The sequence below is a fragment of the Mycobacterium sp. NBC_00419 genome (genome assembly GCF_036023875.1).
Taxonomy (GTDB): Bacteria; Actinomycetota; Actinomycetes; order Mycobacteriales; family Mycobacteriaceae; genus Mycobacterium.
This window is the reverse complement of the sequence record NZ_CP107931.1, coordinates 3,872,221-3,884,527: the sequence shown is the minus strand read 5'-3', so window position 1 is coordinate 3,884,527 and position 12,307 is coordinate 3,872,221. Positions and strand designations below refer to the sequence as shown.

The following is a 12,307-nucleotide window of genomic DNA, read 5'->3' as shown; positions in this document are numbered from 1 at the left end:
TACGGTTATCCGGTGACGTCAGCGATACGCGCGGCATGCAGATGTGCCGCCTCTCGCAGCGTCTGTTCGTTGTGGCGAATCGTCTCGGCGATCGCGGCCAGCGCCCCGGTCAGCCGGTTGGATTCGGTGTTCCATTGCGCGACAACCTCTCTGAACCGAGCCGCGGCCAGGCCACCCCATACCGAATGCGGAACCGACTCCATCCGGGCGATGAACCCGTTCAACAGAGCGCGGATCTCCTCGCGGCGGGCGTCCGTGGCGGATGCGACGGCGCGCATCACGTCGAAGTCAGTGCTGAGTGTCGTCATGAGAATGTCCTGTCGAGTTGTTCTTGCTCACAATGGATTCGACGTTCACCGGCGTTGTTCGGTTCCACCGACTTCGCGCGCCGATCCCACCGCCGCATCGCAGACGGCGTCGACCGTCTCGGGTCGGCCGGGCGCGCTTTGGCATCCGATGCTGATGCGGGTGGAACCGTCGAGAACGATGAACCACCGGACCTCGCGCCCGATCCGGGCTTCGCGATAGCTCACCACCTGGCGGCCGGCCTTGAGGGTGCTGGGATCGAAGTCTGCGAAGACCCCCGGAGGCTGCTGGCCGATCGCCTGCTGGACCACGCGCGCGACACCGTCACGGGTCTGCTCCGGGTCGTAGGACTGGGTGATGTGCAGCGCGTCGGCAGGGTTCGCTCGGGAGGTGAGCTGCACACGGCGTGACCCCGGGCCTGCGGTGATGCGGGTCAGCTGCCAGTCCGGCGGAACCCGCACGCCGACACGACCTTCGACCAGGTTGACCGTGTGGTCGACCGAGGCCGGCTCGGTGGAACGGCCGGCGAGGATGCTGACCGCGCCGATCACGATGGCCACCGCCGCCGCAGCCGCGTGTACCGGTAAGCGCGAGGCGGGGGCGATGGCAGCAGCAGCGCGGGGTTGCTGTCCGGTCGGCGCGACGGCGTCCTCGATGCGGCCCGCACGACCACGAATACCGCTGCACCGCAAGTCGTTCAGGATCGCCGCTGCCAGCCGCTCCGAATGCGGCACACCATCGGGCGCATCGACGATGACCGGGGCAGCCGTGCCGCCGTCGACCGCCAGGGCGGCGATGGCGGCCACGTCCCCCGTACCGTGGAGCACCTCGGGTGTGGCGCTGTCGCGGCATACCGCCACCATGTCGGCGCCGATCTCGATGACCACTGCGGCGGCGCCCGACTGGTGGCGTGTCAGCAGTGCCGACCGCGGCACCGTCTGCACCTCCGCCGTCACCGAAGCCGCCCACTCACGGATTCGGGCAACCCGGCGAGACGGCCACCAGGAGGGGTGCACGACGGTCAGAGCAGCGGGCCGGCTGCCTGCGCTGGACGACAGGAGGTGTCGCCACAGCGACGCGACGGACACCGGGCGCTCGTGGAGCAGGATCGTCGTGTCATCGATCCCGGCCAGCGCGCACGCGACCATCTCCGGATCGAGCGCCGCGTCGTCGCGGGGCGGCAGCTGCCGCACAGTGGCGGGGCCGACCTCCAACACTGTCACGGCGGGCACCAGCCGACCTGAATACGCTGTGCACCAACACGTGTCACGAGAATGCCGCGACCGGGCGGTTGTGGCCCAGGCCGGTGTCCACCGGCCACAGTTCCCTCGTCAGGTGAGCCGCTCATCAGCAGGGTGGGGCAGCTACCGTCACGCAGGTGAGCGAGCAGCGGCTCGTAGAGTGCCCGGGCGATGCCTGCGCAGCGCCGGGCGACCACGAGGTGCAGGCCGATATCAGTCGCGTGTGGCAACAACTCGACCAGTCCTGCGAAGACATCACCCGCCAGCGCACTGACGAGGTCGTGGTCATCGATGACAACGAAGATCTCCGGACCGCTCCACCACGACCGGGACCGCAGTTGGTCGGCGGTCACGTCAGCCGCCGGCAGTCGGCCACGCAGCCGCGTCAGCAGGGCCGGAAGCGTCTCGGCCAGAACGGCGGCGGAGAAGGCGTACCCGTGCAGGTGCGCTGGGTCGACGACGCCGAGCAAGCTCCGACGAAAGTCCACGACGAATAGCTGAACCTGGTGTTCTGTTGCGCCGCGGATGGTTTCGAGACACACGGTACGCAGGGCAGCGGTCTTACCGCATTCCCGGTCACCGATGATCAGCAGGTGCGGGTCGCGCTGGAAGTCGAGGACCGTCGGTGCCAGCTCAGGCTCCCCGACGCCCAGCAGGACTCCGGAGCCCAGCCCGGCCTTGTCGAGCAGTGTCGAGTACTCGACCAGGGCAGGCAGAAGCCGAACCTGCGGCGCCGCCCACGTCCCCCGGACCGCGACATCCGACGGCGCCGACGTCGCGACGACGAAGTGATGGCCCTCGGCGGTGACGCCGCGGCCCGGCCTGCCGAGCGGGACCAGAGCCGCCTGCTTGCGGTTCATCTCGGAGTCGAGAGGGTCGCCGAGCCGTAGTTCGATCCGGGTACCGATCTGGTCCTTGAGGCCGGGACGGATGTCGGCCCACCGGCACGCGGTCAGGATGACATGGACCCCGAAGGACAGGCTGTGGGTGGCCAATGCGGAGATGCTTGCCTCCAGCTCACCGAACTCGTCGCGGACGGTCTGCCATCCGTCGACGACGAGGTAGACGTCGCCGAACTCGTCGTGGCGACCACTCTCGCGCGATCCGACGATCGTCTCGACGTGGCGCAGGGTTGCCCGCACCAGGTCGTGGTCGTGACGGCCGGCCACCGATCCGACATGCGGCAGGTCGCTCAGCGCGGCCAGCGCGCCACCGCCGAAGTCGAGGCAGTAGAACTGGATTCGACGCTGGTCGTGGCGCGCCGCCAGCGCCGTGATCAGGGTGAAGACGGTGTGCGACTTTCCGCTCTGCGGCGCGCCGACCACCGCGACATGTCCACCGGCGCCGGCGGTGTCGACCCTGAGCGGGGCGCGGCACTGCTCGAACGGGCGGTCGACGAGGCCGATAAGTGCACTGAGCTCAGGGCAATCGGCGGCCGGCAGATCCGGGAGCCGCGGTGAGGCTGACAGCGGCGGGAGCCAGATCTGGCGGGCCGGGGATCCGCGGCCCGCGAGTTGTGCCAGCATCGAATCCAGCACGGTGCGCCGGCTCTCGAGCGTGTCGGCAGGTGGTGCCGCCGGGATCGACGTGAACCGTCGGACAACGGGATCGGGTTCGCCGCGAGCAGGAATCTCGTCGACAGCAGGTGCGCCGAGATACGTCGTCTGGAAACGGGTCAGGCGGCCGTCGGCGGCCCGCAGGTACGCGGCCCCGGGTGTGGTGGGCAGCTCGGCGGCGTCGGGCACGCCGAGAACCGCGCGGGATTCCGCGGTAGTCGCGGTCTTCAAACAGATCCGGTAAGACAGGTGCGACTCCAAGCCACGCAGGCGCCCCTCGTCGAGGCGCTGGCTGGCCAGCAGCAGGTGCACCCCCAGCGACCGGCCCACCCGGCCGATCATCGCGAACAGATCCGCGAAATCCGCGTGTCTGTAGAGAAGTTCGGCGAACTCATCAACCACGACGAACAGCGAAGGCAGCGCGGGCAACTGCGGGTCGAGCTGGTGCGCCCGCCGGTAGGCGGTGAGGTTGACGGCATTGCCGGCCCGATGCAACAGCTGTTGGCGGCGGTGGATCTCTCCGGCGAGCGCTTCCTTGGCACGCATCACCAGGTGATCGTCCTCGGACAGGTTCGTGATGATCGCCGACACATGGGCGAGGCCGCCGAGCCCGAGGAAGGTTGCGCCGCCCTTGAAGTCGATGAGAACGAGGTTGAGGTCGTCGGGTGAATTACGGCAGGCCATCCCGACCACGACTGTCCGCAGCAGTTCGGATTTACCCGATCCGGTGGCGCCGATACACAGCCCGTGTGGGCCCTGCCCGCCCTGGGCGGCCTCCCTGATGTCGAGGTCGACCATGGCACCGTCGGGAGTGCGACCCAGTGGGACCCGCAGGGCGCCGCGCTCGTCGGGCGCACCCCGGTTGCCCTCGGCGGCCCGGGCGACCCGGTAGCGGGCCAGCCGGCGGGCGCAGTCACGCGCCTGAGCGACGGTCAGCGCGTCGGCCCGGGCGAACTCCTCACCGGACACCGACAGCCGGCCGGCATCGAGGTGAAGCGTGAGCGCGTCAGGGTCGGCGGTCGTTCCGACGACGACGGTCGTCGACGCCGCCCGGCCGACGGTGAATCGTTGGTCCGACCGGTCGACGAGGAGGATCACGTGCGCCAGCGCCGGCTCGGCGACAAGGGCCTCGAGACCGGTCGGGCAGTCGTAGACCATCGGGGTGCCCGACGCCGGATGATGGTTGTGCGGCAACCACTTCAGCCAGTCCCACTCATCACGCCGACCCGGGTCGACCATCGCGGCGATCAGCGTGGCGTTCGGCGGCTGCAACACCGCGAGCTGACAGATCATCGCTCTGGCCAGCGCGCGTGCCGCGTCCGGGTCACCGTCGAGCGCCACGGTGGGCACGCCTGTCAGCGCAAGCGCGATCGGCGCTTCGTCGACCACGGCATGGGTGCGGACGCAGTGCCGGAAGGCCTCCGCGGTAACTGGGTCGAGGTCGTCGGGGGCCGCGACGGGGGGCAGCACGATCCGGCGGCACAGCCGTTGTGGGCCCAGGCCCAGCCGCACGTGGCCGAAGTCGCGGTCCCCGGCGCGGCGTTCCCACATCCGCCGGCCGCCGATCAGGGCCCACAGCGCGGCCGGTGCCGGGTGCATCCAGGTGAGCCCGACATGCTGGCGCCCCGCGGCATCACGTATCTGCGCAGCGACGCTGTCGAGGTGGTCCAGATAGCGGCTCCGCTGCTCGTCGAGCCGACCACCTCGACCGCCACGCCCGCTGTGCACCAGCATCGCCAGTGCCGACATCAGCGCCATGCCGGGCAGCATCAGCATCATCGGACTGACCGCCGCGCTCGACCTCGCAGTCCAGACGAGCATGCCGACGCCTGCGACGATGCCCATCACGAGCAGCGGTGCGAACCGTGCCGCGCCGCCCGCCGGTTCCGGCACCGGTGGTGCTGCGATCACGATGTCCTCGCTCGGTATCTGCGGTGGTTGCAGCCGTGCCTCCGCGGCGAACTCGATCGTCGTCGTGGGCATGCACGGACGGTAGGCAGCCGCTGCCGCCGCGGCAATTCACCTGTGGACAGCCGAGTTCACCGCCACCGCGGCATGGCTAGCGTGCGCACCATGACTGTCATCACCGGCGCATGCCCCGTGTTCATCAGGTCCGGGCGCATCGAGACGGAGCTGGCGCTGCCTGCCGATCGGGTGCTCAGCGAGGTGCTGCCGTCATTGGCCGAAGCCATGGGCGAGGACCCGTGCGCTCAGGAGCTGCACCTGATCCGGCCGGACGGCACCGTGGTGGATTCGGCGAGATCCCTGGCACAGTGCGGAGTCCGCGACGGTGACGTGTTGTTCCTGGCTCCGGCTGACGGCCCGGCGCCCTACCCGGACGTCGACGTGTGCGGCGTGCTGGCTCGCATGGCCGAGCGGGCCGACCATCCGTCACCCGCCGCCGGATCGAGAGCGGCGGTCCTCACCGTGGTGTGGTCGGCGATCACCGTGGCGGTACTGCTCTTTCTGGATGCCCGCGCCGGCGAAGGAATCCACACCGTCTGTGGTTGCGCTGCAGCTGCTTTCGCACTCGGTGCGGCTGTCAGAGCCCGGTCGCGGGTATGGCCGTCGTTGACGTTGGGTGTCGCGGCCGTGGCCCTGGCCGGATTCACTGCGCTGCTCACCGAACCCGGGCTGGCCGGCTTCCTGCTGGCGATGTCGGCAGTGGCGGCCACCGCCCTGGTGGCCTGGCGGGTGCTCGATCGTGGTGCAGATGCGTTCGTTCCGATGGCAGCGGTGGGGATGTCGTCAGCCGCGATATCGGCGACGGCGCTAGCTGGCTGGGTGCCCGCCGCCGCGGCCGGCCCGCTGTTGGCCACCGCTGCCGCGGCCGTGCTGACCTGGTCGCCGCGGCTCGCGTCCGTGATCGCCGGCCTGTCACCCGCATCGGCCGGTGACGATGTCGAGACGCGAGCGAGACGAGGGCAAACGACCCTGACCTGGCTGGTCGCCACGGGCGCCGCGGCGATGACACTCGGCGCGGTCCTCACCGCGGCGCTGGCGGAACGGCCGGCCGAGGCTGCCACCTTCATCGGCGTGCTCGCGGTGACGATGTTGTTGCGCAGTCGAATTCACGCCGATCGGCGTCAGGCTTCAGCGCTGCACATTGCCGGCTTTGTCACCGCGACGGTGTTCATCGGGCACCTGGCCGTCACCGCACCGTGGACCGTGGGCCTGCTGTGCGCGCTGACCGTCGTGGCAGCGAGCGTCGCGGTTGCGCTTCGATGGACCTCGATCCGGCCCTCTCCCTCGGCGGTCCGAATGCTCATGGTCATCGATGTCGCGATCGGCGCTGCGGTGGTGCCCTCGGCATGCGCGGCGGCCGGGCTGTTCGCCACGATCGGCGGGCTGTTGTGAACAGGGCCGCAGAGGTCACTTTTGGCGTGGTCGCGACGGTGTTGATGGTGGCATTGGACTGCGCACCAGCGGCTTTCGCCGTTGCACCGCCGGCGATCGACGACTCGCTGCTTCCACCGCCGGCACCGCCGGCTCCGCCCGAACCCACCGCGCAGCGAAGGCCCTGCGCGGTACCGATGGAGGCGAGCGCACCACGACCGCGTGCCACCCAACTCGACGGCCTTGACCTGCAATCGATGTGGCGTCTGACCCGGGGTGCGGGTCAACGGGTGGCCGTGATCGACACCGGGGTGCAACCACACCCCCGACTGCCGAGGGTGATCGCCGGTGGCGACTATGTGGCCAGCGGCGACGGCAGGCAGGATTGCGACGGACACGGGACCGTCGTAGCCGGAATCATCGCGGCCGGCCAGGACGACGCCGACCACAGCGGTTTCACCGGTGTGGCGCCGGAAGCCACCGTGATCGCAATCCGTCAGTCCAGCAACATGTTCGGGCCGGTATCGGATCCGACGAGCGACGGCTTCGGCGACGTCACAACCCTGGCGAAGGCGGTGCGCACAGCCGCGGACATGGGGGCTTCGGTGATCAACATCTCCTCGGTCGCCTGCACCGACGGGATGCTCGACGACAGGGTGCTCGGTGCCGCGCTGTCCTATGCGGTCGACGTCAAGGACGCGGTGGTGGTTGCCGCGGCCGGCAACGTCGGCGGGCCGGGCCAGTGCACGGCACAGAACACCGGCGATCCGCCTACGGTGATCGCCAGTCCCGCGTGGTACGACGACTACGTCCTGACGGTCGCATCGGTGAACGGCGCCGGTGAACCTTCGCCGTTCAGCCTCAACGGCCCATGGGTTGACGTCGCCGCGCGGGGCGAAGCCGTCGTGTCCCTCGACCGTGACGGTCAGGGCATCGTCGACACCCAACCGGGACCGTCCGGCGCGGTGCCCATCTCGGGAACCAGTTACGCCACCCCGGTCGTCAGCGGCGTGGTGGCGCTCGTGCGGGCCCGCTTCCCGAGACTCTCGGCCCGGCAGGTGATGACACGGATCGAATCCACCGCGCACCAGCCCTCCCGCGGCTGGAATCCGATGGTGGGCAACGGTGTCGTCGACGGTGTTGCGGCGCTCAGCGACCAGCCCGTCACGTCATCGACACCCCGGCCGGTTCCGGAGCCCGCACCGGCGCACACCGCCGCCGACGCGGCACCCTCGCGTGGGGTCATCGTGGCGGGCGCGGCGCTGTGCCTGATCGGCCTTGCGGCGGCCTCGACCCGGCTACGGCGCCGCCCCGCCGAGGACATCCCTGCCGGCTAGTGCGGCCTGACGGCTGAGTTCGGGCCCGGCGGGAAGCCCGGCGATGACCGCCCATGGCACCTCAGCGGGATCGCGGCCAAGCCCGAGGGCGGCCGCTGCGGCCGAATCACGAACGGGGAAAAGCACTCCCGCCTCGGAGATCAGATAGCGTCCCGCCGTCGTAGCTCTGACGTCGACGCTGCGCCCGGGTGCAATGGCGACCACGTCGATGTTCGGTCCGTCGCCGTCGGCGGCGGCCAGGGTGACCGTGCTACCGCCGTCCATCTCGACGCCTCCGAGGGCGATCCCGGCAGTTCCGGAGTACCACGTCGCACATACTCCGGCGGAGCCGTCGCGCAGGGCCGGCACGGAGTCGGGGTAGGTGGCCACCGGCAACGTGTCAGCCAGGACAGCGCCGGCAACCACATCGGGCGATACGGCGGCAATGTCGGCGGCGGCGGCCGGGTCGGCGAAGCGGATCAGGTCGGCGGTCAGGCGGCCGACGCGTTGGAGTCCCTCGCGCAGGACCACGTAGAACTCCTCCGATCCCGCTCTGACCGTGCGCACCACCGCACCGACGGCGAGTCCGGCAACCCCGGACGGCTGTCCCAGCCCGGCGATGCGCGGCGGACCGATCGCGGGAACTTCGGGAATGACGTTCAGCACGGCCGAGGACACCGGCCGTGGCGTGTGCCCATGCAGGTGCAGCGTCCGGGCGGTGACCGGGTCGTCGGGATCGACGCGAGCCCGTCGCCCGTCGTAGAGCAGATACGTCGAGTTGTCTGCGTGTGCCGCAGACACCAGGACGGCGGTGCCGGGCCCGAGGTCTGCCCGATCAGCCGAAGCATTGACGCCGACCGTGGTCGTCCCGTCGGGGCCGTCGCACACTGCCCAACGCTGATCTGCCGGTGAGATCAGCGCGCCCACCGACTGCGGTGCCCCGGGGATACCCAGGACGGGACCGCGCTGGATCCCGCGCAGGGCTGCGTCGTCGACAACCCGGGGTGCGGCCGGGCTGCCCAGGATCAGGTCGGCGGAGACGAGGTTGGCCACCGGCCGCAGGCGATCATCCGCCCGGACGAACAGCGCACCGGACTGCCGTGACATCACCAACGGGCCGTCGGCCGGCACCGGATGCACGATCGTCGTCGAGGCGATGACCACCGCGACACCCGACGCCAACGCGCACCCGGCGAGCAGCGCGCGGCGTTGCGCGCGCAGCGGATCCTGCCCGGCAGCGACTGGCCGGCCCAGAAGTGCGTATTCCATTCGGCGCCAGAGGAACCGGCTGGCATTCGCCTGTAGCCGAAGGGATCCGGGGCGCCGCACGGACCCACGGTAGAGCAGCTGTCGCGCCCGGGTTTTCGGCTGTCAACACCCCGGATCCGTAGCAGGTGCAGGAAGTCAGTCGTCGGACTCCTTGGACCGCCGTTCCCGGTAGGCGGCGACGTGCTGGCGGTTACCGCAGTTGCCGGTATCGCAGAACATCCGCGACCGGTTGCGGGACAGATCGAGAAGCGCGGCGTCGCAGTCCGAGGCCGCGCAGATCTTCAGCCGCCGCAGTTCGCCGGCGCGGACCACGTCGGCCAGTGACATCGCCATCTCGGCACCCATGCGCTGAGCCAAGGGGTCGTGGATCGACGCCAGGTGCAGATGCCACTCGGGCATCTCCGGATGCCGGGTCAGCCACGGCGACGCCTCGGTGTCCGACAGCAGAGCGTTGATCTGGCCGACCGCGCGCACTTCGTCGTCGGCGGTGGCCCAGATCCGGCCCAGCCGCGAACGCAACGTGTGCACCGAGGCGAGTTCGGCGTCGTCGTGGTCGCGCCGTCCGGTCCAGCCCCAGCTGCCCAGGTAGGCGTCCAGCGCGGGCTGGTCACCCAACTGTTCACCCTCGACCCGGTCGCTGTTGATCAGGGCACAGGCCGCTCGCAATGTGAGCTCGGTGTCATGACTAAAAAGCATTTGACTCATGACTCCTTCCGGCCGTAGTGTCATGACCAATCGTTATTTTACTCATTACATTCGGGGAGGTGCCTCATGTCGACAATCGTGCGCGGTCAGGACCACTTTCGGCTCGGTCTGATGTTCGCGGTCGGATCGGCGTTCACGTTCGGCATGTCGGGCCCCTTCGCCAAAGCTCTGATGGGCGCGGGGTGGTCACCGACCGCCGCCGTGACGGCTCGACTGGCCGGCGGCGCCCTGGTCATGGCGATCTTCGCCACGATCGTCAAACCGGACTGGATCCGCGAAGCCCGTGACCACGCCCGCATCGTGGTGGCCTACGGCCTGGTCCCCATCGCCGGCGCGCAGCTCTGCTACTACAACGCCGTCTCGCACCTGTCGGTCGGCGTGGCACTGCTGCTCGAGTACGCCGCCCCGATCCTGGTCGTCGGCTGGATCTGGGGCACCACCCGGCGGCGGCCCCGGGGCCTGACTCTGGCCGGCGTCGGCCTGGCGATTGCGGGCATCATGCTGGTGCTGAACGTGTTCTCCGGAGCCGCCCACATCAATGCCGTCGGCGTGGCGTGGGGACTGGCCGCCGCGATCTGCGCGGCCTGCTACTTCATGATGTCCGACGAGGTCAGCGCCGACGGCAGCGGACTGAACTCGATCACCCTGTCGGCCGGTGGCCTGGTGGTCGGCACGGTCGCGGTCGCCGCGCTGGGCCTGTCCGGCATCATGCCCCTGACGTTCACCGCCAATGACGCGGTCGTCGCAGGCATGACCGTGCCGTGGTACCTGCCGGTCATCATGCTCTCCGTCGTCGCAACCGCGATCGCCTACACCCTGGGCATCAGCGGCGTGGCCCGGCTGCGTCCGAGTTTCGCCTCGCTGGTCGGCCTCGGTGAGGTGCTCTTCGCCGTGCTGTGCGCGTGGGTCCTGCTCGGCGAGTCGGTCACCGTGACGCAGGGCGTCGGCGGTGTCGTGGTGCTCCTCGGGCTCGCTCTGGCCCGCCAGGGCGACCGAAGCGCCGAGGTCACAGCCGCGACGTGGCCAGACGGCGGGCCGATCGAAGAGGTCGCCGCCGGCGCCCGCACGTAATTCGCGGACGCGCGTCGGGGAATGAAATTCGCTTAGCCTGCGTAACATTACGGCGTGACGATCTCCCTTGCCCTGCGCGGTGCCGCCGTTACCGCCCTGCTCGCCGGCGCCACGCTGGCCAGCCCGGCCGCCCTGCCCACTGCGCTCGCCGCCGGCTGTAGCGACATCCAGGTGGTGTTCGCCCGCGGCACCAGCGAACCACCGGGGATCGGCCGGGTCGGGCAGGCGTTCGTCGACTCGCTGCGTCGCAAAGTGGGCAACCGCTCGCTGGGCGTCTACGCCGTCAACTACCCGGCCAGCTACGACTTCCTAGCGGCAGCCAACGGCGCCAACGACGCCAGCGCCTTCATCCAGGACGTCATGAACACCTGCCCCAACACCAAGCTCGTGCTCGGCGGGTATTCGCAGGGAGCGGCCATCATCGACGTCATCACCTCGGTGCCGTTCCCGGCCGTGGGGTTCACCAACCCGCTGCCGCCCGAGGCGGCCGACCACATCGCCGCCCTGGCGGTCTTCGGCAACCCGACCGCCAAGGTGGGCCTCCCGCTCACCTCGAGCGCGGTCTACGGCCCCAAAGCCATCGACCTGTGCAACGCCGGTGACCCGGTGTGCTCGGACGGCGACGACGTACCGGCGCATCGCGATTACAGCTCGACCGGAATGACGAACCAGGCGGCGTCCTTCGTCGCAGGCCTTCTCTGAGCGCACAGAAGGGGTTTGGGTCGCGCGGTCCGGTGTGTGAGGATTAGCCGACTGTTCACGATCGAGGGAGTTGTTTGCGCGTGTCCCAGCCGCTCATGACGATTGCCCACCGGCTCAGCGTTGCCGGGGCGGCCACGGCCGCCGTCGCCGCCACGCTCGCCGGTACCGCTCCGACGGCCGCCGCCGATCCCTGCCCGGACGTGCAGGTCGTGTTCGCCCGCGGTACCAGCGAGCCCGCCGGTATCGGCCGCGTCGGCCAAGCCCTCACCGACACGCTGCAGTCCCAGCTCGGTGCCCGCACGATCGGCACCTACGGGGTGAACTACCCCGCCACCTATGACTTCCTGGCGGCGGCCGACGGTGCCACCGATGCCACCAATCACATCCTCGCCACGGCGGCCGCCTGCCCGTCGACCCGGTTCGTCCTCGGCGGATACTCCCAAGGCGCCGCGGTGGTCGACATGCTGCTGGGCATCCCGCCGCTGGGCAACAAGATCGGCGACGTCGGTTCGGCGCCGCCGCTGCCCTCCAGCGTGGCCAACAAAGTCGCCGCCGTCGCAGTCTTCGGCAACCCGGCGACCAAGTTCGGCAATCCGGTGTCGACCGCGGGCGCACCGTTCGCGGGCAAGGGAATCGACCTGTGCAACGACGGTGATCCCATCTGCTCGCAGGGCCGCAATCCGTTCGCCCATACCGACTACGAGAGCGGCCCGCTCCCCGGCCAGGCAGCCGGCTTCATCGCCGGTCTGTTGTAGAACCGCAATTTATTTGCTGACGACCCACCTCCGGCCTCGCGTACCATAGC

Annotated in this window: 10 protein-coding genes; 5 read left to right on the top strand and 5 right to left on the bottom strand. The window is 69.8% G+C overall.

All coding sequences use genetic code 11. From position 1 onward, the window contains the following. Positions 1-5: 5 nt before the first annotated feature. Genes OG976_RS18540 through eccCb form a run of 3 tightly spaced genes read right to left on the bottom strand, consistent with a single transcriptional unit; the run spans position 6 to position 5,086 of the window. Positions 6-308: a WXG100 family type VII secretion target gene (locus OG976_RS18540; protein WP_328351804.1), complete on the bottom strand. Its 303-nt coding sequence runs from the start codon at positions 306-308 to the stop codon at positions 6-8. 45 nt (positions 309-353) lie between these two features. Further along, on the bottom strand, positions 354-1,538 hold the full coding sequence (locus OG976_RS18535) for a type VII secretion-associated protein (protein WP_328351801.1): 1,185 nt from the start codon (positions 1,536-1,538) through the stop codon (positions 354-356). Continuing rightward, positions 1,526-5,086: a type VII secretion protein EccCb gene (gene eccCb, locus OG976_RS18530; protein WP_328351798.1), complete on the bottom strand. Its 3,561-nt coding sequence runs from the start codon at positions 5,084-5,086 to the stop codon at positions 1,526-1,528. The genes OG976_RS18535 and eccCb overlap by 13 nt, the downstream gene beginning before the upstream one ends. Before the next feature lie 90 nt (positions 5,087-5,176). Between eccCb and eccD the strand changes: the two genes are divergently transcribed. Both eccD and mycP read left to right on the top strand, forming a co-directional pair. After that, positions 5,177-6,460: a type VII secretion integral membrane protein EccD gene (gene eccD, locus OG976_RS18525; protein WP_328351795.1), complete on the top strand. Its 1,284-nt coding sequence runs from the start codon at positions 5,177-5,179 to the stop codon at positions 6,458-6,460. A 44-nt stretch (positions 6,461-6,504) separates the two neighbouring features. Next, complete coding sequence (mycP, locus tag OG976_RS18520) at positions 6,505-7,776, top strand: type VII secretion-associated serine protease mycosin (protein ID WP_328363735.1); 1,272 nt, start codon at positions 6,505-6,507, stop codon at positions 7,774-7,776. Here mycP and eccB read toward each other — a convergent pair. Both eccB and OG976_RS18510 read right to left on the bottom strand, forming a co-directional pair. Further along, on the bottom strand, positions 7,738-9,084 hold the full coding sequence (eccB, locus tag OG976_RS18515) for a type VII secretion protein EccB (RefSeq protein ID WP_328351792.1): 1,347 nt from the start codon (positions 9,082-9,084) through the stop codon (positions 7,738-7,740). The two genes, mycP and eccB, sit on opposite strands and share 39 nt — an antisense overlap. Positions 9,085-9,159: 75 nt before the next feature. After that, positions 9,160-9,720: a CGNR zinc finger domain-containing protein gene (locus tag OG976_RS18510; RefSeq protein ID WP_328351789.1), complete on the bottom strand. Its 561-nt coding sequence runs from the start codon at positions 9,718-9,720 to the stop codon at positions 9,160-9,162. A gap of 75 nt (positions 9,721-9,795) precedes the next feature. Between OG976_RS18510 and OG976_RS18505 the strand changes: the two genes are divergently transcribed. The 3 genes from OG976_RS18505 to OG976_RS18495 all read left to right on the top strand — a co-directional run bounded on the left by OG976_RS18505 (position 9,796) and on the right by OG976_RS18495 (position 12,257). After that, complete coding sequence (locus tag OG976_RS18505; RefSeq protein WP_328351786.1) at positions 9,796-10,800, top strand: EamA family transporter; 1,005 nt, start codon at positions 9,796-9,798, stop codon at positions 10,798-10,800. A gap of 54 nt (positions 10,801-10,854) precedes the next feature. Beyond that, complete coding sequence (locus OG976_RS18500; protein ID WP_442930355.1) at positions 10,855-11,502, top strand: cutinase family protein; 648 nt, start codon at positions 10,855-10,857, stop codon at positions 11,500-11,502. Positions 11,503-11,597: 95 nt separating this feature from the next. Further along, a complete protein-coding gene (locus OG976_RS18495) occupies positions 11,598-12,257 on the top strand; it encodes a cutinase family protein (protein ID WP_442930546.1) in 660 nt (219 codons plus the stop codon). Positions 12,258-12,307: the final 50 nt, after the last annotated feature.

Coding starts and splice junctions, on each gene's coding strand:
- OG976_RS18540 (WP_328351804.1), bottom strand. CDS start 308: ATGACGACACTCAGCACTGACTTCGACGTGATGCGCGCCGTCGCATCC.
- eccD (WP_328351795.1), top strand. CDS start 5,177: ATGACTGTCATCACCGGCGCATGCCCCGTGTTCATCAGGTCCGGGCGC.
- OG976_RS18505 (WP_328351786.1), top strand. CDS start 9,796: ATGTCGACAATCGTGCGCGGTCAGGACCACTTTCGGCTCGGTCTGATG.
- eccCb (WP_328351798.1), bottom strand. CDS start 5,086: ATGCCCACGACGACGATCGAGTTCGCCGCGGAGGCACGGCTGCAACCA.
- OG976_RS18495 (WP_442930546.1), top strand. CDS start 11,598: ATGACGATTGCCCACCGGCTCAGCGTTGCCGGGGCGGCCACGGCCGCC.
- mycP (WP_328363735.1), top strand. CDS start 6,505: ATGGTGGCATTGGACTGCGCACCAGCGGCTTTCGCCGTTGCACCGCCG.
- OG976_RS18510 (WP_328351789.1), bottom strand. CDS start 9,720: ATGCTTTTTAGTCATGACACCGAGCTCACATTGCGAGCGGCCTGTGCC.